General features: G+C 48.3%; 18 protein-coding genes. 7 read left to right on the forward strand and 11 right to left on the reverse strand.

Annotated features, from left to right (window positions below; all coding sequences use genetic code 11):
* The first annotated feature begins 504 nt into the window (after positions 1 to 504).
* The gene (locus QUA57_RS06445) at positions 505 to 1,707 is read left to right on the forward strand and encodes a hypothetical protein (RefSeq protein ID WP_333064117.1); all 1,203 of its coding nucleotides are present in this window, start codon (positions 505 to 507) and stop codon (positions 1,705 to 1,707) included.
* Positions 1,708 to 2,031: 324 nt separating this feature from the next.
* Here QUA57_RS06445 and QUA57_RS06450 read toward each other — a convergent pair whose 3' ends face one another.
* A complete protein-coding gene (locus tag QUA57_RS06450) occupies positions 2,032 to 3,297 on the reverse strand; it encodes an ABC transporter permease (protein WP_333064115.1) in 1,266 nt (421 codons plus the stop codon).
* A 250-nt stretch (positions 3,298 to 3,547) separates the two neighbouring features.
* Positions 3,548 to 5,368: an efflux RND transporter periplasmic adaptor subunit gene (locus tag QUA57_RS06455; protein WP_333064113.1), complete on the reverse strand. Its 1,821-nt coding sequence runs from the start codon at positions 5,366 to 5,368 to the stop codon at positions 3,548 to 3,550.
* 306 nt (positions 5,369 to 5,674) lie between these two features.
* Here QUA57_RS06455 and QUA57_RS06460 point away from each other — a divergent pair, with 306 nt between their 5' ends.
* Complete coding sequence (locus tag QUA57_RS06460) at positions 5,675 to 6,052, forward strand: DUF6632 domain-containing protein (protein ID WP_333064111.1); 378 nt, start codon at positions 5,675 to 5,677, stop codon at positions 6,050 to 6,052.
* 97 nt (positions 6,053 to 6,149) lie between these two features.
* On the opposite strand, the gene QUA57_RS28640 is transcribed toward QUA57_RS06460, so the two are convergent.
* From QUA57_RS28640 to QUA57_RS06470, 3 genes are all read right to left on the reverse strand, one after another.
* Entirely contained in the window at positions 6,150 to 6,287 is a 138-nt protein-coding gene (locus tag QUA57_RS28640; RefSeq protein WP_445304460.1) for a hypothetical protein, read from the reverse strand.
* A gap of 100 nt (positions 6,288 to 6,387) precedes the next feature.
* Positions 6,388 to 7,656, reverse strand: coding sequence for a pitrilysin family protein (locus tag QUA57_RS06465; RefSeq protein ID WP_333064109.1), 1,269 nt, complete (start codon positions 7,654 to 7,656; stop codon positions 6,388 to 6,390).
* Positions 7,657 to 7,930: 274 nt separating this feature from the next.
* Entirely contained in the window at positions 7,931 to 9,196 is a 1,266-nt protein-coding gene (locus QUA57_RS06470; protein WP_333064108.1) for a pitrilysin family protein, read from the reverse strand.
* A gap of 298 nt (positions 9,197 to 9,494) precedes the next feature.
* Between QUA57_RS06470 and QUA57_RS06475 the strand changes: the two genes are divergently transcribed.
* On the forward strand, positions 9,495 to 10,523 hold the full coding sequence (locus QUA57_RS06475; RefSeq protein ID WP_333064107.1) for a hemerythrin domain-containing protein: 1,029 nt from the start codon (positions 9,495 to 9,497) through the stop codon (positions 10,521 to 10,523).
* Between the two features lie 510 nt (positions 10,524 to 11,033).
* Here QUA57_RS06475 and QUA57_RS06480 read toward each other — a convergent pair.
* The 3 genes from QUA57_RS06480 to QUA57_RS06490 all read right to left on the reverse strand — a co-directional run bounded on the left by QUA57_RS06480 (position 11,034) and on the right by QUA57_RS06490 (position 17,211).
* Positions 11,034 to 11,894, reverse strand: coding sequence for an SDR family oxidoreductase (locus tag QUA57_RS06480; RefSeq protein ID WP_333064104.1), 861 nt, complete (start codon positions 11,892 to 11,894; stop codon positions 11,034 to 11,036).
* A gap of 398 nt (positions 11,895 to 12,292) precedes the next feature.
* On the reverse strand, positions 12,293 to 14,728 hold the full coding sequence (locus QUA57_RS06485; RefSeq protein ID WP_333064103.1) for an SdrD B-like domain-containing protein: 2,436 nt from the start codon (positions 14,726 to 14,728) through the stop codon (positions 12,293 to 12,295).
* Positions 14,729 to 15,273: 545 nt separating this feature from the next.
* Positions 15,274 to 17,211 carry an SdrD B-like domain-containing protein gene (locus QUA57_RS06490; RefSeq protein ID WP_333064102.1) on the reverse strand — a complete coding sequence of 646 codons (1,938 nt, stop codon included), beginning with the start codon at positions 17,209 to 17,211 and terminating at the stop codon, positions 15,274 to 15,276.
* Positions 17,212 to 17,475: 264 nt separating this feature from the next.
* Between QUA57_RS06490 and QUA57_RS06495 the strand changes: the two genes are divergently transcribed.
* Positions 17,476 to 18,153, forward strand: coding sequence for a peptidoglycan-binding protein (locus QUA57_RS06495; RefSeq protein ID WP_333064101.1), 678 nt, complete (start codon positions 17,476 to 17,478; stop codon positions 18,151 to 18,153).
* Positions 18,154 to 18,883: 730 nt separating this feature from the next.
* On the opposite strand, the gene QUA57_RS06500 is transcribed toward QUA57_RS06495, so the two are convergent.
* Positions 18,884 to 20,761, reverse strand: coding sequence for a DUF1565 domain-containing protein (locus QUA57_RS06500; RefSeq protein WP_333064100.1), 1,878 nt, complete (start codon positions 20,759 to 20,761; stop codon positions 18,884 to 18,886).
* Positions 20,762 to 20,983: 222 nt separating this feature from the next.
* Here QUA57_RS06500 and QUA57_RS06505 point away from each other — a divergent pair, with 222 nt between their 5' ends.
* Entirely contained in the window at positions 20,984 to 22,066 is a 1,083-nt protein-coding gene (locus QUA57_RS06505; protein ID WP_333064099.1) for a thiamine phosphate synthase, read from the forward strand.
* A gap of 97 nt (positions 22,067 to 22,163) precedes the next feature.
* Positions 22,164 to 22,376 carry a sulfur carrier protein ThiS gene (gene thiS / locus QUA57_RS06510; RefSeq protein ID WP_006634943.1) on the forward strand — a complete coding sequence of 71 codons (213 nt, stop codon included), beginning with the start codon at positions 22,164 to 22,166 and terminating at the stop codon, positions 22,374 to 22,376.
* Between the two features lie 201 nt (positions 22,377 to 22,577).
* Here the strand turns inward: thiS and rpmA are convergent, their stop codons facing one another.
* The gene (rpmA, locus tag QUA57_RS06515) at positions 22,578 to 22,877 is read right to left on the reverse strand and encodes a 50S ribosomal protein L27 (RefSeq protein ID WP_190738131.1); all 300 of its coding nucleotides are present in this window, start codon (positions 22,875 to 22,877) and stop codon (positions 22,578 to 22,580) included.
* 27 nt (positions 22,878 to 22,904) lie between these two features.
* Complete coding sequence (gene rplU, locus QUA57_RS06520; RefSeq protein ID WP_333036112.1) at positions 22,905 to 23,297, reverse strand: 50S ribosomal protein L21; 393 nt, start codon at positions 23,295 to 23,297, stop codon at positions 22,905 to 22,907.
* Positions 23,298 to 23,596: 299 nt separating this feature from the next.
* Here rplU and QUA57_RS06525 point away from each other — a divergent pair, with 299 nt between their 5' ends.
* Complete coding sequence (locus QUA57_RS06525) at positions 23,597 to 24,778, forward strand: hypothetical protein (RefSeq protein ID WP_333064098.1); 1,182 nt, start codon at positions 23,597 to 23,599, stop codon at positions 24,776 to 24,778.
* Positions 24,779 to 24,816 lie beyond the last annotated feature (38 nt).

Below are 24,816 nucleotides of genomic sequence, written 5' to 3' on the forward strand. Positions count from 1 at the left end.
ACGGGCGACGGCGCAACCATCAAAGACTTTTCCCTCAGAGGGAAGGGAGACAGGCCGGAGGCAGGGGGGATCATTGGTGTCAACTTAAGCTTTTAGTCCACCATTCCTCCCACTCACCAGGCAGTCCGCCAGGGAATGAATTCCCTGTCTTATAGCGAAAGTCCTCGCTTCCGAGGACTGAAGAACTCCTTAGTCCTCGGAAGCGAGGACTTTCGCTTTGAGGCTCTTGTTTCCCCCCTGACGGGCTATCGGTTTTACCTTAAGCTGACACCAATGAGGGGGGAGATGTGCGATCGTCTCACATCTTGCACCATTCTGAATAAGTCTTCGACGGGCGGGATCTCCTGCCCAACCCCTACTACCCACAATAAAACTCACTCTTTGTGTTTGTGCAATAGGCCGTCGGCGCTGTTCTCGCTCGCGATGCCAGATATTAATATCATCGGAAATCGTAACTTTCGAGCTTGTAGCTAGATTTGACTCTCACTTTTAATCTGGTGCGCCGTGAAAAGAAATCTATCAGCCCTTAAAAAAGCTTTACAGTTTGGCATTAGCGGTGCTGTCGGCGGTTTCGTCGGCAATCTAATCACCGAACCTTTCATGCAGGGACTCACTGGTTCGGAATCTGTTTTTGACAGTGTATTGTCCACAGCTCGGTGGTTTGGATTGGTAGGCGGTGGCATTGCTACGGCTATCATGTTCGGCTATTATTACTATATCAAAGGCAAGCCTCAAATTAAACAAGCTTTAAAAAATGGCGGATTGTTTGGTTTAATAGCAGGAGCAATTTCTGGGGCGATCGCCGAAGGTATTTACAGCGGAATTGGCGACGGAAACAACGAATTATTGCGAGTAATTTGCTGGGGAATAGCTGGCAGTTTGTTAGGACTTGGGCTGGCACAGCGGATTCCTAATTTGGGAGCGCTTCGCGGCATGGGAGGCGGCGGTGTTGGAGGAGTTTTGGGCGGCTGTTTGTTTATTCTGTTTGCTTACAATCTATCCGGTACAGCAGGCCGTTTAGCTGGGTGTGCTGCGATCGGTTTTTGGATAGGAATTATGTTGGTTGTAGCTGAAACTTTGTTCAACAAAGCTTGGCTGGTAATTAGTTATGACACCGGAGCAAATCGCACTCTCACTCTGGGTTCGGAACCGGTGACTTTTGGCAGTGATGAAAATTTGTCTATTATCTGCATTCCTAATGTTTCGCCTTTGGCAATGCGGTTTCAGTTGGAAGCAGGTCAAATTGTTTGCGAGAATGTGGATAGCGGAGCGGTTAGTTATTTGCGATCGGGCGACCAAAAGAGAATCGGCAACTGTACAATTACAGTAGGAAACTCGGACTTGCCAGCCCCAACATCGGCAAATATTCCGCCTACCTTTATATCAGATCAGCCCGCAGTAAATTCTTTTACCAGCGGTCAATTTTCCCTGAAATTAGGAAGTCGAGTTATTCCTCTGAGTGCGGGAACTCAACTATTCACCTCTGACATACCGAGTTTAACAGCCGCAGCATCTAACGGTCTTGTAGCTATAGTCACTTCTAGATCGAGAAACGAGCTTTCGTTAGGATTGACGAATTTGTGCGATCGCGCTTGGTGGGCTACAGACATTCAAGGCGATATAAAAATGGTAGAACCTGAAAGTACCCTGACTTTGGCGTTGGGAACTCAAATCGAATTCGGTGAATTAGAGGGCGAAATTGTGTAAGTAAGAGAGTAAGCTGTTGCACATTTAAACTGTGATACAAGCATTACCCTTGTTTTTGATTTTGCGACCCCATTTAATTACAGCACTTTCTGATGTTAGGAGGTAGGAGCGATAACGTGGAAAACAAGGCGTTGCTTAATCAGGGTATGAATCACCTTTTCGATTGAAGTTACAAAACTCACCCAACTTGGCTTAGAGCAATTGGGAAATCTTGAATTCATACCTGTATTCAGCAACGCCTCCGACCACTCGTGCGTCCACGACTATATTTGTCACACTGGCGTCCAGGACTGTTCAATTTAACTGGGGCGAACGTCACTAAGTTCAATCATTCCGCAAGGCTGCGATCGGATCTAAGCGAGCGGCATTCCGAGCCGGCAATACTCCAGCTAACAACCCGACGGTAAAAGACAGCCCAAAACCTGCTGCGATCGACCATACAGAAACCACAAACGGAAATTTGAACGCTGTCGAGGCCCCAAAGGCGATCGCAATTCCCAACCCAATACCAGCCGTTCCCCCCACCGTGGAAACTAAAATAGATTCCGCCATAAATTGAATTAGAATTGCTGCATTAGTAGCGCCTACCGCTTTGCGAATCCCGATTTCCTTAGTGCGTTCCACAACAGAAACCAACATAATATTAGCAATACCGATGCCGCCAACCACCAAAGAAATTCCGGCGATCGCTCCCACCATAACCGTAAATAAACCTATCACATTGCTGAAAGTATTAACTATCTCAGCTTGATTGACAACTCGAAAATCATCCGGTTGTGGCGGATAAATATTGTGGCGCAAGCGCATGATATTTTCTACTTGAAATTGAGCATCGGCTAAATCAGCTTCGCCCGCAGTTTCCAACCAAAAACCCGAGATCGCAATCCCCGCTAAAGAATTTCTCCCCACAATCCGCGAAGACATATTTTTCAGGGGAATATACACTCGATCGTCTTGATCGGTTCCCCCTACAGACCCCTTGCTTTCCATCACTCCAATGACCTTGTAGCGGTTTCCCTGAATGCGAATATCGGAGGAGAGCGCATTAGCTCTGGCTCCAAAAAGTTCGTCCCGCACCTTAGAACCGAGGACAACTACTGGCTCAGCAGCATTCAATTCATCCTCGTTAAAAAACCGTCCTTCTTGGGGTTGAATGTTTTTCACATCGGGATAATTTAAATCCGTTCCCAAAATAGCAGTAAATGAATTTTGTCCGCCGTAAACGACTTGCACTTGGCGCTGCAAATAAGCCGAAATCGCCTTAACTGCAGGAGCTTGTTTGCCGATCGCCTTAGCGTCATCCCAAGTAAGGGTAGTAGCAGAACCGCTTCCCTGACTGACACCGCCCGATCGCGAAGCGCCGGATAAAACCAACAGCACATTTGTGCCCAAAGCCTTTAACTGTTCTTCAGTTGATTTTTGTACTCCCTGTCCCACCGAAGTAATAGCAATTACCGAAGATATCCCAATAATTACGCCCAGCATAGTTAAACTGGTACGCAACTTATTATTCCACAGCGCCTCTGTCGCCATGAACGCGATTTGAACGTTAGAGATGTTGTTGGTGCGGGGGCGAGTCTGTAATTTCATGTTATTGGTTATTGGGCATTGGGCATTGGGCATTGGGCATTGGGCATCGGGCAATTAAAACTTTCTTTCTTCTTCCTTCAATATCTAATCTCGTTTACGGTTGTTTCTGAATGATTAAACCGCAGAGGGCGCAGAGGGCGCAGAGTCCGAGAAGAGAGAGAGCCATAATTCTGATACCAATGGATTTGATATGACTCACACTCAATAATTAATCCGTGTATCCGTGTAGTGCTTTTCTTCTTCCTTCCCACTAACGCAAGCGCGTTCCCCCACCAGGTTGCAAACCCGGAATTCCACCCGACGAGGGATTTTGGGATCTAGGCCGCAATCCCGGGGGGAAACTCATCAGCACTTTTTCATTTCCTTTCAAACCCGATCGCACTTCCGTCTTGTCATCCACCGTCATACCAGTCTTAATCGGCATAAAAGCAGGTTTACCATCTTCTCCACCGGGAACATAAACCCCCGATTCCCTTTGTTGGCGGACAATTGCCGCAGTCGGAACTACCAAAACATTTTTGAGTTCACCGGCCTTAAACTCAACATTCACATTCATGCCCGATCGCAGCATTTGTTGATCGTCATTAATAATTGCTGCTTTTACCTCAAAACTTGTCACATTTTGCTGGACGATCGACTGAGGCGAAATTTGAGTGATTTTACCTGCAAAAGTCTTTCCCGCAAAAGCATCGGCTTGAATAGATGCAGCCTGGCCAATCTTAATCTGAGAAATATTAGTTTCTGCTACGTTTGCTACTAATTGATTTTTTGAAGCTAAGGACAAAATCGAAGAAGAAGTCGCCGAAGAAACCGCACTACCTGCCGTCGTGGGAGTCACAAAAGCGCCCGGATCGGCGTACTTGCGGGTAACAGTGCCGGTGAAAGGAGCCCGCAGCACAGTGTCGTCGATCTGCGCTTGAACGCTTTGCAGGCTGCCTCTAGCGGCGAGAACTTGGGCGCGGGCTTGGGCGATGTCTTCGGGGCGAGAACCAGCTTCTAGCAGCGCCAAAGCTTGCTGTTTTTGCTCCACTGCGGCCTGCCCCGCAGCGATGTCTTCCGAGCGTGCGCCCGATCGCGCCAGGGCTAAAGCTTGACGTTTTTGCTCCACAGCAGCCCGCCCTGCAGCGATGTCTTCCGGGCGTGCGCCCGATCGCGCCAGGGTCAAAGCTTGCCGTTTTTGCTCCACAGCAGCCCGCACCGCAGCGATTTCTTCAGGGCGAGCACCCGCTTGCAGCAAAGCTACAGCTTGTTCGGCTTGTCTGACTTGCGTTTGAGCTCGATCGCGCTCGGTGCGGGAGTTGTTGACAATTTGCAAAGCAATGGCTCCGGCATTATAGAGTTCCTGATTTCTCTGAAAGTCTTCCTCAGCTTGGTTTTTGGCGTACTCGGCATCTCTGAGTTTGGCGATGGCTTGGGCGATGTCTTCAGGCCGATTTCCCTTAAGCAATTTTTGTAAATTTGCCTGTTGTTCAGCTAGTTGTGCCTCGGCTACGGCAATATCCTGACTTCGATTGCCGTTGAGCAATTTTTGCAAAGTTGCCTGTTGCTCAGCTAACGCTGCCTCAGCTACAGCAATGTCTTGGGTTCGATTGCCGTTGAGCAATTTTTCCAGACTTGCCTGTTGTTCTGCTAACACTGCCTTAGCCACAGCAATGTCTTGGGTTCGATTGCCGTTGAGCAATTTTTGCAGGTTTGCTTCGGCTGCTGCGAGTTGTCCGCGAGTTTGGGTAAGTTGCCCTTGCAGGTTGGAGTCGTCCATGTAGGCAAGAATCTGCCCTTTTTCAACTTTATCTCCTTCCTTGACAAGCAAACTTTTGAGCATTCCTGAAGTTTTGGGGCTGACGTTAACGGAACGTTCGGGCACAATTGTGCCGTTTGCCGAAATCGTAATCGGCAGGTTCACCCTTTCGACAGCAACGGTTTTTTCCTTGCGTCTGGTTTCGCGGCTGGATCTGACTGTTAGTTGGCTGTAAGCTGTGTAGGCTACTCCTGCAAGCAGGGAAGCGGCGAGGAGTCCGCTAAGCCACGGAGTCAGCTCTTTTTTTATCTGAAAGTGCTTTACTAAGTACATATAAATTAGACCTGATGGGTCTGTCTTGAATTTAGACCGAGCGGGAACACAAAAGGTTCAATTATGATATTTTTAGTTAGGACTGATCATTTGCCACTCACCTCAACCGTTATGCCACAAGTCCTCTATGGGGGTGTGGCGGGAAGCGGAGCTTTATAAGCACCTTCTTTCTGGTTGATTCAGAAGCGTTTAGAACTGCACCACAATCGTGAGAGGTATGATTTTGATCGAGATTGAGATATTTACGCAGCAAATACGAATCTAGTTGGTAGAGACCATACTGGAAAATAATAGGAGGTTAGAGCAATGGATAAGGATCATCGATACTTGCGAATAGCCCTTGTTGTTGTCGGAATTGCCTTTCTGCTTGTCTATCCACTGATGAAGATTTGGTCATCTGGCTGGTCATGGCAACCAGCCCAATACGAATACGAACAGATGATCGTCGGCATTTATGCGACGCTTGGTGTATTTTTGCTGTTGGCTTCTCGAAAACCAGAAACGCATCTCAGCTTAATCTGGTTCACCGTCTGGTCGAGTGTTGTCCACGGGCTGATCATGGCGGTACACGCAGTGATTGATTCTGCGGAACGCGGACACCTCCTCGGCGATGTTCCAGCATTGATTTTGGTGGCAATTGTCCTTGGTTTCCTAGCGTCACGTGAAGTGGTGCCAAGTGAATGAACGGGCGCGGCAGAAAAAATCAAATCCAGCAGACAGACGAAACCCGGGGTGCTGAGTTAAAGACATCTACGACCGCTGATTTGAGCCGTTCGATCGCTCATTGTGCATTTTCTCGATTAGTACGAATCGCTGCTAAGTCAGCAAGATGTATCTCACCCCACTCATAAAGCGTTGCGATCGGCTCAAGGAAAATTTCACCTAATGATGTTAGTGAATATTCAACCATCCGTGGGATATTGACATATTCTGCTGGAGCTTATATCGTGTGCGGGCGATCGCGTATAATCAGATCGAACAGATCGAACTTTTGAAAAGTTCGATCGCCAATTTCATACTCAACAAACAGCCACTACACCCAACTCTGTAATCGCTGCCTCCGGGCCCACCAAAGAAATATACGGTTCTACAAAATATTTCTTAGCAGCATCCCGCGCTTGTGAAGCTGTCACCTGTGCAATTTCTTCTTGAAACTGCTGGTCAAATTTAATTCCCAATCCCAAAATTTCGTACCAGCCTAAAACTTGGGCAATTTGCGAATTAGTTTGTTTTCCTAAAGCATATTGACCGAGCATTTTATTCTTGCAAGCTTGCAATTCTTCCTCGCTTAGTTCGGTGTTGGCGAGTCGATCGACTTCTGCACGCAATCCTTCAAAAGCAGTCGCCGTATTTTCCGGCGCCGTACCCATGTACACGACAAACTGAGCCGTGTCCAAGCGCGTCGCGTAGACCGCAGAAACGTCGTAAGCCAAGCCCCGCTTTTCCCGCAATTCCACAAACAATCGGCTCGACAAACCGTTACCCAAATAAGTATTCAGCAACTTAATCGCTGCATAGTCGGGATTTTTGACAGAGGGTGCGAGGTAGCCCAGCATAATCACTGATTGCTGCGTATCTTGCGCCGTAACGACCGATTGAGGGGAGGGGTAGAGAGGGGGGACGTTTAAAGTTGGCAGGGGTGTTAAAGGCGCTTTCCAGTCCCCAAAAGTTCGCTCGATCAGCGCGATCGCATCTTCGGTGGATATTCTGCCGGCGACAGAAATAACTACATTATCGGGACGGAAATAGGTTTTGTGGAACTCTTCGAGCTCGTTTCTGGTGAGCTTGGACATAGTAGCTTCCGTGCCCAAGGGAGAGAAAGCATAGGGGTGTTCCTGGTACATCGAGTGCCGCAATTGCTCGAAGGCGATCGCAAATGGCTGTTCTTGTTGCGATCGAATTGCCGATATGGCAATTCGGCGTTCAAGTTCGACTTCAGCTTCCGGGAAATTGGGCGATCGCGTCAATTGCGCCGCCAACTCCAAAATCTCCTCAAAATCCGCAGAAACCGTCTTCAAACTCACTAAAAAATAGTCTGTAGTAGAGTCGGCACTCAACCTCGCTCCCACCGATTCTACACGCTCGGCAATTTCCAGCGAAGACAGCCGATCGGTTCCCTTAGTCATTACCGCCGACAGCAAGTGACACAATCCTGCTTGTTCCGGCTGCACGTAGCGACTGCCGGCCCGCAGGAATATCCTAGCTGCAATAATATCTGCTGCTGGATTTTCTGCTGCTAAGACAACAATACCGTTGTCTAAAACCGTGCGCTGGATTTCATTTTTCATGGTTAATTTAGTTGGGAACTTGTACTGAGAGTAGCTGAAGTATTGGTACTTGAAAATGGTTAATTGGTAATTGGTAATTGGTAATTACTTGATAGCCATTTTTCTATTTTCAATGCGGATCTTGTATGATGTCATACCGGGCAGGGTCTGACCCACAACATCTAAATGTAACAACATCTATCCCGTAGGGTGCGCCACAACCACAAAGAGCGCCGGACAAATGCCGAACATCTCTCCGGTACCAAAAATATATGTATTTTCACCCGTTTACCAATTAGATTGGTTTGAGTACCACGGCTGTATAGCGTCGGGGAGAGAGATATTGTTGAGCTAGGCGCTGGATGTCTAATGGCCCAAATGCTTTAATCCTGGTGGGATAGCTAAGCGCTAATTCCGCAGTGGCGATCGTATTGTAATATCCGTAAAGACCGGCTAGCTGTCCCGGCGTTTCGAGCGAGAAAGCAAAATCGTTGCACAGCAAACGCTTACAGCGGAGTAATTCTACCTCGGAAACCGGCTCAGACTGCAATTCCCAAAGTCGATCGCAAATCCGAGATTCAACCTCTTCGACATCCTTGGCTTCCAAGACTGCACTGATAGTAAATAAACTCGATTCCCGTTGCAGCGAGAAAGTGCTGTCGATCGCCTCTACCAATTGTAATTCTTCCCGCAGTTCCCTGACTAAACGCGAAGTCCGCCCGTCTGCGAGCAACACAGACAGCAAATCCAAGCCGCAAGCACTTTGCAAATGTTCAACTCCCGGGCCCGTCCAGGCCATCATTAGCCGCGCTTGTTCCAATCGGGGGAGGCCCAATTCCTGACGGCGAATTTCTATCAGTGGCGGTTCCGCCTCTGCGGTTAATTTGGGACAATCCCACCGATCCGAAAACTGCTCGAATGCTTTCCCCGTAATATCTCTGGCCTGTTGTTCATCAATTCCCCCGACTATCACCACAGTCATATTTTCCGGCTGATAGTGCGATCGGTGGAAACAGCGCATTTCGTAGGGAGTTCGGGACATCAGCAGTTCTTCCGTGCCGAGTACCGATCGCCTGTAGGGATGCCGCTGGTAAACTGTTTCCATCATGGCTTGGAAACCCAGCCAATCGGGATTGTCTTGAGCTTGACGGATTTCTTCGAGCACCACATCTCGCTCGCGATCGAATTCCCGATCCGGAATCGAAGCCCGCAGCAGCAATTCTGCCAGTGGCTGCGCTGTTTCTGCTAAATAATCGGCCGCAGCGTTGACGAAAAAATGGGCGTAGTCGTGACTTGTAGCTGCATTGGCGACACCGCCGCGATTTTCGATTACCTGGTCAAATTCTCCCGGGGCGATCGAATCCGTCCCTTTAAATATCATGTGTTCTAGAAAATGAGCCATTCCCGACCACGAATCCGGCTCCAGCGTAGCGCCAGCCCTCACCCACACGTCTAGCGCGACCACCGGTGTGGCCGAAATCCGCTGGTGAATGACCGTTAACCCATTATTCAGCTTCCAGACATTGGCTGGGAACTCTAAAGCAGTGAGCAGTTGAGACAAGCTAGTTATTCTTAAACTTTAGTTAACTTCGGCTGCAACTATGGTAGCGCTTTACAGCTCTGCGATCGGGATTAATTGATACAGAAATCATTACTCATCTGCTATTAATCCTTACTCATCAGTTATTTTTTGCTTTTTTTTCAAGCAGTCTCAAAAATTATTACCATTTTTTTGCTCAAAAGTCAATAGGTTTCGCGGGATATTAATGAATCAGTCGGGAGAAAGAGGATGTTATCAAAATATATCAATAAATTAAGAGATGTAAGAACACTAAAGACATTGAGAGGAGAAACGACAGATGGTAGCTACCCTAGAAGATACCAAGCGCCAAGCGATCGCCACTAAATTAGCAGACATGAAAGCGCTGCAAAACTTGTTGATTGCCAACGAGCAATTGTTCATCAATTCCTGCAACGACTCCGAACTGGCTGATCGCTTCCGGGATATGCTCGAAGACGATCGCAAAAATTTGGGCGTATTAGAAACCACGATCGTGCAATACGGCATTCAAGCCGAGCCCAAAGAAACCAGCGCCAAAATGATTGAAGAAGTTCAGAAACTCATGCAAGGTTCTGAACTCACATTGTTTGAAAAAGTCACCCAGCACGAACTGCTCAAACACAAACAAACAATGGCCGGTTTGTTAATTCACAAAGCTGCTCAAGTAGTCGGCGCCGACATCGAAGCCGCCATTACTCCTCTCAACACAGTTAACTTTGAAAACCGCGCTCACCAAGAGCAACTCAAGGGAGTTATGGAAATCTTGGGCGTGCGTGAACTGACCGGCAAAGACCCCGACCAAGGCGTTTGGGCTCGCGTGCAAGATGCAATGGCAGCTATGACCGGCATCATCGGCGGTGCAGTTACCCGCAGCAAAGATGAGATGAACATCACCGAAATCATCTCCATGGATCACCGCAAAGCCGATACCCTATTTATGGAAATCGCAAGCACCGACGATCCTCAAAAACTACAAGAATTCTTCGGTCAACTTTACAAAGACCTCAGCGTTCACGCCGAAGCCGAAGAACAAGTTGTTTACCCAGCAATTCGCAGCTACTACAGCAACACTAAAGAACTTTACGACGAGCAAGCAGAAATGAAGCAAATGCTCGCCAAGATTAAGTCAATGAGCCCGACCTCTCCTGAGTTCAAAGCCCAAATCAAACAGCTCCAAACAGCAGTTCAGGATCACGTAAAAGAAGAAGAAAACGATATGTTCCCTCAAATTCGCCGCAACTTGAGCGAAGCACAAATGGAACAAATGGCTACTCAATTCAAAGCAGCCAAAAGCACCATCCAGCAAGAAATGGCTAACCTGAGCTAATTCAGCAGCGAGCTAATTGTAGCTCTAGGTGAGCTCAAAATTAGCTAAACTGCAACCTATCAATCCCGCTACCCACGTAGCGGGATTACTGTTTTGTGTAAACTCACCAATGTTCAAAAACTAATATCAAATCTGTTAGCATCGGAATTATTCATTTATCTATTCTTTTCATCTGCGTGAATCAGCATCCATCCCTTGTCATCAGCAGTGAAGAAATTCTCTTTTTTTTAACTGCAGATGAGGGGAGATTAACACAGATTAATTGTATCAATTTCGTTTGCATCGTCCGTGATTGTTGACTCTTCGGCGAAGCAGAGTGGGCATCACTGTTGACTGCATTTTACACCCGATGATGCTAACAGATTGAATATAACTAAAAAAATGAATAAACCCGCCCTAGGTAACATGGTTGTGGGGGCGGGTTTATTTAAATTGTGAGTTATAGTCAGAGGTTGTGCGTGAAAGTTCCCCGACAAAATGCGGTTATTTATATATTAACTCGCGCCAAATCTACCCGTTAATCACAGATCCGCCGTTGGGATGCAAAATTTGACCCGTCATGTAAGACGAATCTTTTGAAGCTAAAAACACGTAACTGGGGGCAACTTCATCGGGTTGACCCGCGCGTCCCAAGGCTGTGTCTGCACCAAATTTCTCCACTTTTTCTTCAGGGAAAGTTGCAGGAATTAGAGGGGTCCAAATCGGGCCGGGGGCGACTCCGTTGACGCGAATTCCTTTCTCAGCTAAACTTTGAGACAAAGAGCGGGTAAAGGCAACAATTGCTCCTTTTGTGGAGGAGTAATCTAGTAATTGTTGATTGCCTTTATAGGCGGTGACAGAGGTAGTGTTGATAATTGCACTTCCCTCTTTGAGGTGTTTGAGAGCGGCTTTTGTGAGGTAAAACATTGAGAAAATGTTGGTGCGGAAGGTGCGCTCTAATTGTTCGGCGGTGATGTTTTCGATGCTTTCTTGGGGATGCTGTTCGGCGGCGTTGTTGACGAGGATGTCGAGATGCCCAAATTCTTTAACTGTTTGTTCTACAAGGTTTTGACACACGCTTTCGTCGCCGATGTCGCCGGCGATCGCAATACAGCGTCGGCCTTGTTGTTCGATCGCCTCTTTGGTTTTTTTTGCATCATCATCTTCGTTAAGATAACTGATGACTACGTTAGCGCCTTCCTTGGCAAAGGCAATCGCCACCGCACGCCCGATACCACTGTCTCCGCCGGTAATTAAGGCTACTTTGTCCCGCAATTTGTCGCTACCGCGATAGCCCTCCGCGAAGGATTGAGGTTGCGGAGTCATTTGCGATTCAATACCGGGTTGCTGTTCTTGATGTTGAGCCGGATTAATCTTCTGTTCGGTTGGCATAAAAAATTCCTCTAAGTTCTACCTATATAAATAAAGGTTTTCTGTAACTAGGGAATCGCTCTTTTTGCCGATCGTCCTCTACTACTAAAGACAGTAATTAAAGAGATAAATAAACCCGTCAGCCGATCCCATGATTGTGGCGGGCTGGTTTATATAAATTGTGAGTTTTTCTCAAACATTGTCGGTAAAACCAGCGCCTACGATCAAGGGGATATATTTGTTGTAGAGGCAGGTTTCACGAAAAATATTTCCGGTAATTAAAGAAATCCATAAACCCGCCCTGCCAGCCTCTAATTATTGTCACAATAGCAAAAAGCACGCCAAAACATGATTTGACGTGCCGTTTAAACAAGCTAGTTGCTAATTGCTGAGTCTCGACCTAGGAATCCTACCTAACATTACAACCAGGCACCCGAAGTAGACTCGCCTAACAGTAATTTAGAGTCCTTTTTCGGGAGATCGTGCTCTTCTAAAAACGATAGAACCAGCGAACTCACCTCGCGTCCGATGTTGGAGCGAACAAAGCTGCTAACACCTGCTATCTCAGGAACGAGCAAGTTATCGGCGCTGCCCTGTCCCAGAGCCTTCGCTGAACGGTCGGGGTCGGGGTTATTCAGAGGATCGGGGATGCTAGAAGCAGTTACCGTCTGGCCAGTCAGCTCATCTATGCTCTCAATAGCCCTTTCTGGTTCTGTCGGTATTGGCGCCGGCACGATCGGCGTCACAAACGCATTCGGCCCTGGCACCGTTAAAGGAACAGGGTTGGGCCCGGTCGGAATCGGGAACGGGTTCGGAACGCCCGGAGCGTTGAAAACTTCCAATAGCGAATAGTTGCCCGGAGCTAAATTGGTGAACAGCACCTCGCCCTTAGCATCACTCCTGACCAGAGGCTCGGTACCAGCATCGTAGCGGCCATTGTTGTTCAAATCCAAGGTGAAAGGGATATCCTGCAAAGGAGGCTCGCCCTCATCTTGAAGGCCGTTGCGGTTGTCGTCCCGGAATTTTCTTCCGATCGCGTTAAAGAACTGGCCGTTGCCCACCAAAGCACAAGTAAACGTTTGGTTTGCGCCCAGAACGATGTCCAGTTGTTGAGTAGTTTGGAAAGAATTTGAAGGCGTGACTTCCCGGACTCGGTAAATACCGGGGGTCAAATTGCCAAACTCCCAGCGGCCGAACTGATCGCTGACGCTAGTGGTTTCTCCCGCATCGAGGGCGTTGTTACCGTTGCTGTCGAGGTAGATTGCGACCCCTGAGATCGGCGTTTCAAAGCCGTCTCGGTAGCCGTTGCCGTTCAAGTCTTGGAATTTGCACCCAGTGATCCGGCTGTTGGGGGTGTTGCCAAAGACGACGTTGGCATCTTGATTGCTGAGGTTGAACTGCACCCGAGCCGGAGTAGTAGCACTAAAACCAGCTTGCGGCACTTCCCGAACCACATAATTGCCCGGTTGCACGTTGGTGAAAGCGGCGCGTCCGTTGGCGTCAGTTACTCTCGACTGTTCCCCTGTGTCGAGGACGCCGTTGTCGTTGGCATCAATGTAGGCCGTGACGCCGGCAATGCCCCCTTCCTTTGGAGTGTTGCCCGGTTCGTAACGACCGTTAGCGTTTTTATCGTTGTATTTGAAGATCGTGATGTTGGGGAGCGTATTCCCGACACCACCGCTGCCTGGATTTACCGGAATCGGGGTGAAGAATACTGCGGGTTCCGGGTTGACCGGCGGGAACGGGGGCGGAAAGTTCGCCGCAATGACCCGCTGGCCGCCTGGAACTGTTGGATCTGCCACTATGAAAGGCAGTGTTCCCTGCTGTCGCGATTCTGGCCCGGGGGCTGTGACTTCTACCGGGTTCTGGGTAGTGTTAATTGGCGGCTGGTTGGCTATGAATGTTTCAAAGGTTTCCAATACTGAGTAGCTGCCAGCTTTCAAATTTCTGAAGGTAGCCCTTCCGTTAGCGTCTGTTAACAGTCGCGGTTCGCCCGCGTCTGTTCTGCCGTTGCGGTTCACATCTATGATGAACGGGATGCCCTGGAGAGGAATTTCCCCTGCGTCTTGTATGCCGTTGGCGTTGTCGTCGCGGAATTTAAAGAGCGGGATTTCGTACAGGGGAGTGTTGCCCACTTGAGCGCAAGCCCAGATTTCGCCAGGGCCGAGGTTAACGTCAAGCAGGGAGATGCTGCCGGGGGGGGTGCTTTGGGGAAAATCTTTTTCTAACGGTTCAGTGCCCGGCCCGTTGGCGCGCTCTTCCCGAATCCGGTAAAGCCCTGGCTGCAAATTGGTGAATCGATACTCGCCGTTTCTATCAGTTAAGGTACTGGTGTCCCCTTGATCTAGCTGACCGTTGTTGTTGGCATCGATATAGATCCTGACGTTTTCCATCGGGGGTTCACTCCCGTCTCGAAAGCCGTCGTTGTCTACGTCGAGGTATTTGCAGCCAATTATCTGACCACCGATCGGGATTGAACTATTGCCGAACAACACTGTGGCATTAGTGCCCGCGAGGGTGACGACGACTGGGTTGGGAGTTGTCGGGCTGAAATTGGCTGGCGGGATTTCCCTGACTGTATAGGTGCCTGGAAGCAAGCCTGGAAATACGAAGTTTCCGCTGGCGTTTGTCAACGTCGAGGGTTCACCTGGCTCGACATTGCCGTTGTTATTGGTGTCAATAAAGATTTGGACGTTGGAGATTGGCGGCTCGCCTGCATCTCGAATGCCGTCGCGGTCGAGGTCATTGAACTTGGTACCCTGGATACCCGCAGGAGCGTTGCCAAAATTGATGGTTGGCGGTAGCACTATTGGGGGTAATACAGGGGTTACCTGACTAGCATTTCTTTCTGCCATGATTTTCTGTTCCTTCACACCTAAATCTACGTAAGCTACAGGCTACTGTATCACTTTGTCAATCAGCAGTTAGCTGCTGCTAGCGACTGACGATCGCTACTCAATCATACATACGTCTACGTTGCTCGAAGGTTCCTCATCTAACATCAGGCTTACTCCAGCTTGGTCGCACGAGATTATATCAGGTTTTGAATAACGGTGGCAATTTGAGCGCAATATCTTCAAGATTTGCGCCCTGAGTTCTTCTGCCCGTGGACACTTGCTGTTTTGAGCTGGAACAAGGTTAAAACTCACTGCACCTCGGTGACTTGAGCGACCTCGCCACGAGGGCGATCGCACTTGGGGAATTGTCTGATAATTCCTAAAAACAGGTATGATACTGTCTCTGAATCTTGCTCCTCATATACAAGCCAGCTTTGGGCTTCCCGGAACTCTGGCTATGCGTTGGAGGTTGCCAACAATAGGGTATCACGCGATCGCCCTTTAACCTCTTCCTGATTTTTATCTACGGTTTGGGATTCGGGGCGATGCAGTTTTGTGTCACCCTACATAACCGAGAAATCTCTCCCGCTCACAGTGCTGACCGAGTTCCCGATCGCCGAATTAATTAATTCCTTTGCCTTGACAATTTGGCTGATTTCTGAATTCAGATTCAGACCGAAATTCTGTTGCCCAAAGTTAGGAATATTGCCTAAATTCGCAAAACGTCGATCGCCCAAAAAATCACTAATTCGATCAGTATCACCACGCGAACTCAAAGGCAAGCTATCTGCCCCAATATTATTGGCTGCTGCAGGTTCGCCCGCATAGCTGCTGGCATTCGTCAGCGGGTCGCCTTTCAAGGATTTAGCCGAGGTACCCTCAGCCTCTGCTGTCACCACATCTCCCGTCACCACATCGATTTGGCTAGCCCGAATCTCTGCCGAGACAACAACCACCGCAGGCGGAGTCGTTTGAATGAAACCGGGCGGCGGAACTTCCCTGACAACATAACTACCTACCGGAACGTTACGGAAACTGTAATTGCCCTGAAGGTCGCTGAAGGTACTCGCTTCACCCGGATCTAAACTGCTGTTATTGTTAAGGTCGATGTAAATTTGAGTATTGGCGATGGGCGGTTCCCCGGGCTCTAGGATGCCGTTGGCGTTAAAATCGTTAAATTTCACACCGCTGATGGTGCCAGTCACCAACACGTTACCAAAGCTGAGATTAGTGGCATTTGTGCCGTTGCCCACGGTGAGCGGAGTCGGATTGGGCGTGGTTTGTCGAAAACCGGGCTGCGGGACTTCCCTCACCACATAGGTCCCTGGAGGCAAATTGATAAAAGAGAAATTACCTTCGGGGTTTGTTAAAGTCGAAGGTTCGCCCGGATCTAAACTGCCGTTGTTGGTGAAATCAAGGTAAATCGGCCAGTTGGCAACTCTCGGTTCCGTCGGTTCGTTGATGCCGTTAGCGTTGAGGTCGTTGAACTTGAAGCCGCTGATGCTGCCGGTAGGAAAATTGTTGCCGAAATTGACGCCGACAGCGTTGGTATTGCCGGTTATGTCGATCGGGCCTGGATTTGGCGTAGTCTGTACCCATCCAGGTTGCTGGACTTCCCTCACCAAATACCGGCCGGGAGAAACATTGGCAAAAGTGTAGTTGCCTTGTGGGTTGGTGATGGTATTGGGTTCGCCCGGATCAAAGCTTTTGTTGCCGTTGAGGTCGAGGTAAATGGGCCAATTTTCCAGAGGCGGATCTGTCGCATCTCGGACACTGTTGGCATTGAGGTCGTTGAACTTGAGACCGCTGATGCTGCCAACAAAAAAGACATTCCCAAAATTGATGTTGTTGACAGTGGCGTTGGAAGTAACGTTAACCGGGCCGGGGTCAGGTGTGGTTTGGAGAAAACCCGGTTGCTGGACTTCTCTCACCAAATATGTATCTGCGGGAATATTGACAAAAGCGTAATTTCCTTCAAGGTTTGAAAAAGTAAAAGGTTCGCCGCCGTCGAGCCTGTTGTTGCGGTTGAGGTCGAGGTAAATTTGCCAGTTAGCTAGCCCTTGTTCCCCAGGATCTCGGCTGCTGTTGTTGTTGATGTCGTTGAATTTTGTACCTGCGATCGTCCCTGCGTTAAAGTTGTTGCCAAAATTGATATTGCCAGCGTTCGTGCCGCTGGTAATCGTGATAGGTGCGGGATTTGGAGTAGTTTGGCGAAAGTTCGGCTGCTGGACTTCCCTAACTTGGTAAGTTCCCGGCGGCAGGTTGGCGAAGATGTAGTTGCCTTGCGGGTTTGTGAGGGTGGAAGGTTCGTTAAATTCTGGTTGGCCGTTGTTGTTGAGGTCGAGGTAGATTTGCCAGTTGGGAATGGGGACTTCTCCGGGATCTGGGAGGCCGTTGGCGTTAAAATCGTTGTATTTAGTGCCGCTGATGCTGCCGACTTGAAAGTTCCCGATGTTGACGTTGCCGATGTCTATTTGGCTGGCGGTTCTGAATTCGGACATGGTGTTGCTGGGGCCCAATGAACGCGGTTCAATGTTTTCTGTAGGGCAATCTAGCAGTTTTTTTGCCAATTGCAGCTATTTCAGGGGATAAATTATTTTTAGGAAAGGGAAGGGGAGAAAAGTTGTGAGTTTTGACTTAACTCGTTCGCAGGCATAGCCAGGGAATCAGTTAATGCCTTATGCCCAATTCCCTATGCCGAAATTCCCAATTTTTTCCAGATTTGATGTACGATCGCTACCAGTTTTGCAGAGGTCGAATTCCCAATGTCCCAAAACTTGACAGCAAGCTGGAATGAAGCCCGCCAGGTTCCGAGTTTGCTCTTCGGCTGGAGTTTGTGCGGTTTATTGGTAATGGGATCGATCGCCCCTACTCCTGCTGTCGCACAGCTACCTACCTCCGAACAGAGTAACAGCAACAGCCCGATCGCTCAAACAGGTGCGATCGTCCGCCCCACGCTCAAATTGGGCAGCCGAGGGTCGGAAGTGATCGAACTCCAAGCTGCTCTTAAATTATTGGGCTTTTACGCTGACACTGTAGACGGGATTTTCTCACAAAGCACCGCTAGATCAGTGTCTCAGTTCCAGGAAGCAGCAGGTCTGCCTCCCGACGCAATAGTCGGTCAAGATACTTGGAACCGTCTGTTTCCTGCGACTCCGAGTGCCATCGAAAACCCCATCGCTAACGATCCTGTAAATCCCGACAACTCAGAGGTTAACCCCCAAGCGCAGCCAACAAATTTTCCGGTTTTGAGAAGACGAATGCGGGGGGCCGCAGTCAGAGATTTGCAAGAACGGCTGCGGGCCAAGGGATTTTTGCGGGTGAGTGCTGACGGCGTTTTCGGCCCGGAAACTCAAGCTGCTGTCAAGGCGGCTCAGCGACAATATCAACTGCCAGCAGACGGCATTGTCGGCCGCGCAACTTGGGAAGCTCTGCTGCGTTGACAGCAAGCGAAAACTGCCGGGTGTGTACGTTGCGGTATCGGACGATCGTACAAATTGTTAATAATCGCTTTTGGAAGTATTTCATCACATCAAAAAGTGTCAAGTTTGGTAAACAAAGTGTTTTTATGCGCGCAGTTGGTGTTAACTTAAAAACATGAGGGGCAAAACCAAGAAGCACAAAAAACTTGGATAAAAAATTTGGAATTAGAGTATTTGTCCCGCTCGGCTCTAGTCCGCAGGCAACGCCTGAACCTTGTAGCTTATTAGCAAAGAAAGGTTGATATTGCGATTCGTATTGGTTAGATAGCTTGAGGCTATTGGATTAATCAAAAGTTGCGATCGCACAACAGTCAAACACAGAAGTCTGAATAGACTCCGCTGATAGCTAGCTCGTCCGCAGAGTAGTTGCAAAAAAGTCCACCTTAGTTGTAGTTTGCTGAAACTCAGCAGAGCTAAAAACCCACTTGGATCAACTTAATTTACAAACTTTTTAGGGTCTGGCATCCGATATGCTAGGCCCTAAAATTTTGAAATTTTGAAGTAGCAAGCAGTCTTTGGCAGTCAACAGTCAACAGTTAACTAATGACTAAGTAAGTCGGCGCTTTAAAACGCAACTATGTAAACGATGTAAAGTGTCCAAATGCTCTCTACTGCCTGACTTAAGCCTATTTACATACTGTTACATTATTCGGTTTAATCCCGCCTACCTACTTAATGACTAATGACCATTTCATTTAATTTCTTCAATTCGAGCATTCAAACCGTTAGCACTGAGCATTTGTACCAATTCCTCAGCTTTTTCGCGTTCCCGAAAAGCACCTGCTTGCATCACCGGTCGCCCGCTGGAAAAAGAGCGAAAAGCACCGGGAACGAGGGATTGCATTTTTTGTCGATCGCGCCAACTGTCGGTATCCACCACAACTCGATACCGGAAACCCAAAGCTCTGGCTCGATCGAATGACGGCGAATTATCCTCGGCATCGGGCAAAGAATTCCCCCCTAAAGGTGCAGGTACATAGCCGCCCCTTCCGATAGGAATGTTGCGGCCCGGAACCGGCAATCTACCCTCGGAAGAAACCGAACTCGAACTATCAAAATTGGGAGGAATCATTGGTTGCTGTACCGAAATTTCCGAAACCGATCGAAAACTCGGATCGGGCACGGGAATTGCGATCGCCCCTTGGACTACGGATGAACCAGCGGCATTCCTCGGAGAAAGCTCTTGTCGCAACTCAGCGCTTGGCGGTGTCGATCGATTTTGCACCGGTCGCCTCGAAACGGGCGCAGGCGGGGGAAGTGGCGCTCTTTCAGTTCTGGGACTTAGCCGCCCGGGAGTGTAAGCCGGGAGAGAAGTGTCTGGGCCACCGATGCTGGGAGGTCGATCGGTCGTTAGCTGCAAAGCACTTCCCCCCATTGGCGGCGGTGTAAAAGTTCCCGCCACATCAACCGAGCCCGTCGTCCGGCTGCTCAATAATTGATTCCCGTAAGCTGGGATTACTTGACCTTTGGCCGCATTGTTCACATCGTACTGACCGTTGTTGCGAATGACATTCCCTCCCGGTTCGGCGGCAGTTCCCAAATCCGGCAGAGCTTTCGATATCGCCACAATTCCGTCCCGCCGGTTACTCTCGATATAATTGTTACGCAGCACAGGTCTAGCATTAGCTTGCACCACCACGCCATCTTTATTGCGAGTAATTTTGTTACCGATTAGCAAAGGCGAAGCGTTCTGCGCTACATTCACCCCAAATCCCGTGTTTTCAAACACATTATCTCGAACTTCCGGCTGGGAACTGCCAAAAATAGTAATGCCGTTAGCTCCATTTTTCGAGAAAACATTCCCGCCAATCGTTGGCCTGGAAGTACCCACTACCGAAATGCCGTCGTGAGTGCTGCCAGAAAAAGTATTGTTGACAACCGTTGGAGAACTTGATTCGATCCACAAAGCGTAACCGCGATAGTTGGTATTCGTCACCGTCACCCCGCTGAGTCCCGCCCCATCTGCGCCTAAAATCGCAATATTTTGACCCGCCGAAGTCGGACTGATAAAGTATCCTCCGCCTTTGATGACAATATTCTGACCGCGAGTGTTGGGATTTCCCTGAACTGTCACGCTGGGCCTGAGCATTAATGGAAATTTTTCGCCGGTTTGCTCGCTGTAAGTACCGGGCGCTAGCAAAATCGCTGTTTTGGGCGGGGCCACGCTTAAGGCGTAGGTAAGGGTTTTAAACGGAGCTTGATCACTGCCGTTGCCTCCTGTGTCGCTGCCGCCGGTCGAGCTGACGTAGAGTATGTTAATCTCGCTCTGCAGCGTCTGAGAAAGTAGCTGCACTCCCGGTATCCCGGCAGCGATAACTGACGGTTGATGGTTGCAAAGGGCGGTGGTGGCAAAAACGAGCAGAAGGCAAGAACTCAAACAAGATTTTTGCGATCGCTTTTCTTTGCACTCGCTATATTGAGAGTTTAGGAGCATAAATAAACCCCACTGATTTGCCATCCGAGTTCCGCTTCCCGAGTTCGGTGTCGGGTTTTCGCGATCGCACTTTGATTTCACCCGCCTGCTGGGGTTTTCTTCTGTTAATCTTTTGTGTTGTTCTGCTAACCTCACGGCTCTCCTCCGAAGTGTGGTATGCAGTTTAACGATTCCACTCTCATCAAGTTTGATCTATTATGCTTTGTTTTCATCAAATTCAATAAAACTTAAAAAAATATTGTCGAATTTACATCGGTTTATGCCAAAATTAAGCCGCCTGCTTTGCCACGATCTTGACGGCGTGGGAGAATGTAGCGGGCTGATTGGTAAGATTAATTATAATTAGGGTGGTTCTGAATGACCGACAAACAAAACAGAACTTTACCGGCACAGCCAGCCCTCTGCCGGATTTTAGATGCAAATTTAGATCGATCGCGCGAAGGGTTGAGAATTATTGAAGAATGGTGCAGGTTTGGTATCAACAGCGCGGATTTAGCTGGCGAGTGCAAGCAACTGCGTCAAGAATTGGCTGCTTGGCACGTCGCAGAACTTCGCAGTGCTAGGGATACACCGGCAGATCCGGGTACGGAGTTGACTCACCCGCAGGAAGAGCAGCGTTCGAGCATTCAGCAGCTACTGGAAGCGAATTTCTGTAGGGTGGAAGAATCTCTGCGGGTACTCGAAGAGTATGGCAAAATTTACGATCGGAATATGGGCGCGGCTTTTAAGCAGATGCGCTATCGGGTTTATACTCTCGAAAGCAATTTGCTGGCTTACCGGCGCTACCAGCAGTTACTGCGATCGCAGTTATACCTTGTAACTTCCCCCAGAGATAACTTGATGGGATTCGTGGAAGCTGCTTTGCAAGGCGGACTGACTTTGGTGCAGTACCGCGACAAAAACTCAGACGACGGCGCAAAGCTGGCTAACGCGCGCAAGCTTTGCGAACTTTGTCACCGCTACGATGCTTTGCTGATTGTGAACGATCGCGTGGATTTTGCGATCGCAGCGGATGCCGACGGCGTACACTTAGGACAGGGAGATTTGCCTGTGGCGGAAGCGCGCAAGTTGCTCGGCCCGGGACGCATCATCGGTCGTTCTACTACGAATGGCGAGGAAATGCAGCGAGCTATTGAAGAGGGAGCCGACTACATTGGAGTTGGGCCTGTTTACCACACTCCTACTAAACCTGATAAACAGGCCGCAGGTTTGGACTATGTGCGGTATGCTGCTGATAAGTCGCCGATTCCGTGGTTTGCGATCGGCGGAATTGATATCAACAACCTCGATGAAGTATTGAATGCCGGAGCTCAAAGGGTTGCTGCTGTACGCGCGATTATGGAAGCAGAACAGCCTACTTTAGTGACGCAGTTTTTCATCTCGCAGTTGATTCGGATGCAGAATCTAAAAGCTCAGAAAGCTTTGCAGGGGAAAAGCTAGGTTGATGGGGAATTTGTAGGGCGGGTTTAGCACAGGAAATCTGTGCATAAAATATAATTTTGTTACAAAACCCGCCCTAAAAACAGATATTTTACTGATGATAAATCAAATTGCGCTGCAAGTTAACGGAGAAACCCGCAATTGTGCGATCGACACACCGTTACCAGAATTACTAAAACAATTAGGATTAAACCCGCGCTTGGTGGCTGTAGAGTACAACGGGGAAATTCTGCACAAACAATTTTGGGAAACTACACAGATGCAAGAGGGCGACATATTAGAAATTGTCACAATTGTCGGGGGAGGCTAGCCACAAATGGGTGACAAATTAAGCCTCTAGTCCGCCAGGGAATGAATTCCCTGGCTAATAGCTAAAGTCCTCTCAAGAGGACTAATAAGTTCTTCAGTCCTCTTCAGAGGACTTTAGCTTTGAGGCAGGGGTTTCAACCCCTGTCGGACTATCGGTTCTACGCTAAGTTGTCAGGAATCTGCCGAACCTAGGAACGAAGAATTAAACAGCGACAGCTTCAGCCACTGGTTCAGCCACAGGTGCTGCTACAACAGGATAAATGCTGACTTTCTTGCGAGTTTTGCCTTTTCTTTCAAAAGTCACTACACCGTCAATCATGGCAAACAGAGTATCATCTCTGCCGATACCAACATTATTACCGGGGTGAACTTTAGTGCCGCGTTGGCGGATCAAAATGTTGCCAGCTTTGACAACTTGACCGCCGTACTTTTTGACACCCAGACGCTGAGAATTAGAGTCGCGTCCGTTACGTGTACTGCCTGTACCTTTCTTGTGGGCCATAATATCCTCAACTGTATTTACTATGTTTTATTCTGAATCAGTTTCGGCGGTTTGGGGAGTTTCCACAACTGCTTGAGTTAAGTCTCTGGCGGCCAAGACTGTACCGTTGACGCTAATCGAGTCAATCATAAAGCGAGTTGTTTCTTGACGGTGCCCTTTTTTCTTCCGAGTTTTCTTTTTCGGCTTCATCTTGTAGACGAGGACTTTGCGGCCCCGGAAATGCCGTAGAACCGTTCCTTCTACTGTGGCATTTTCTAGTAGAGGCTGGCCGATATGAACCTCGCCTTCGTGCTGGATCAGAAATACTTTGTCTATGGTGACTTTGGATTCAGCTTCAACGTGAAGCAGTTCGATGTCGTAGAAGCGGCCTGGTTCTACCCGAAATTGTTTGCCGCCGGTTTCAATGATTGCGTAAGTCATGGGATGGTGGTTGAAATTGCCGTACAGGTAGCTGATGAGTCGTTGGTCATTGGTCGTTGTGGACTTTTGACTGCTGACTGCTCTCCAGCTTTTGGAATGTCTTAACCTGATCCGAGCCGGATTTAGACAGACAATCTACTATTATTGCGGATTGTTGTAGTTTTGTCAAGGTAAAAGAAACTTAATGTTTTCTAATTGTTAGTTTGAGAACTGATTTGTGGCGACGAACTACGGAATGCTTACAGAGTTAAATGTAGATTTTCTCGGATTCTCTCTTCTGAAATAGAGCAGGTAAAAGTATGACTCAGGAAAATTCCGAACATTTGCTGAAAAAAATCTGGAAAATTTTGACTACCGACCATCGGCAATTGTTGCGGGGACAGCACGATGTTGTGGTAGATAGTGTTGATAGTATAAATGCGGTAATTTCTGGTGCTGTTGCTGTAGTAGGAGTGACGGGTGCCGCTATCAGTCCTGCTATTCCAGTTGTTGCCGCTGGGATTGGGCTCGTGCAAATTGCTGTGCGGTGGCACAAGCGTTTTAAAAATAAGCCTCAGCAAGAGCGCTCGTTTTCTGATTACGTGCAGTTAGCTGCGGTTCTAGCTTATTGTACATCTTTCGAGAAATGTCTAAACGCCAGCGATGTTTTAACTCGAATTAATCTCAACTCTGTTCTATCAGAAGAGTTTAAACAACAAATCGAAGAACTTGCCGAATCTTCCTTAGATGAACAGGAAGCCAGGAAAACGATGAGCGGTTTTCCCGGATCTAAATTGGCTGAAAAATTCAATCATTTATTATTAACTTACTTACAGCAAGTAGGATTAACTAAAGGCGAAGCTCAGACGTTGACAGAGCGAGTAGCTTGGAGTACACCTCGCTACATTAGTCAGGCATTAGCTGAAGCAAAAGATGACTTAAAAGTGCTGGCAGAACGTTATAGCGAGCGCTGGCAAAAAGATCTAGATAAATACGATAAAATCGATGCTTACTTAGAAGAGACAATTGCCTCAAAACCAGAAGAAAAAGTATTTGATGAAGACTTTAAGTTTAAAGATATCTACGTGCCTCTGAAGGCAAAGCGGCTAGATAAAAATGGCAAGCTCATAAATGATGCAGAAGCTTTCGATTTGGAAACTTGGGCAAAAGAATTACTTGCAGATGAAAAGAAACAAAATCAAGTAATGTTTGTCGAAGCTGGACCCGGACGCGGTAAGAGCGTTTCTTGTCGGATGTTTGCTGACTGGGTGCGGCAATATTTACATCCAGTTTGGACGCCCGTGTTAATTCGACTGCGAGATATTCCTACATTGCACAAGAGTTTTCGAGAAACGCTAAAAGAGGCAGTTAATGCGGGTTTTGCTAGCGATGACGGCTGGTTGACAGATAGAAACACACGATATTTGTTTTTCTTGGATGGCTTTGACGAGTTGCTGATGGAACAATACGGTTCAGTTAAGGCTCAAACCCTGGTAAATTAGGTATTGTTTCCAAAAATGGAGAGTAAGTTAGCGTGCAT

It is taken from the genome of Microcoleus sp. Pol7_B2 (assembly GCF_036701035.1).
Taxonomy (GTDB): Bacteria; Cyanobacteriota; Cyanobacteriia; order Cyanobacteriales; family Microcoleaceae; genus Microcoleus.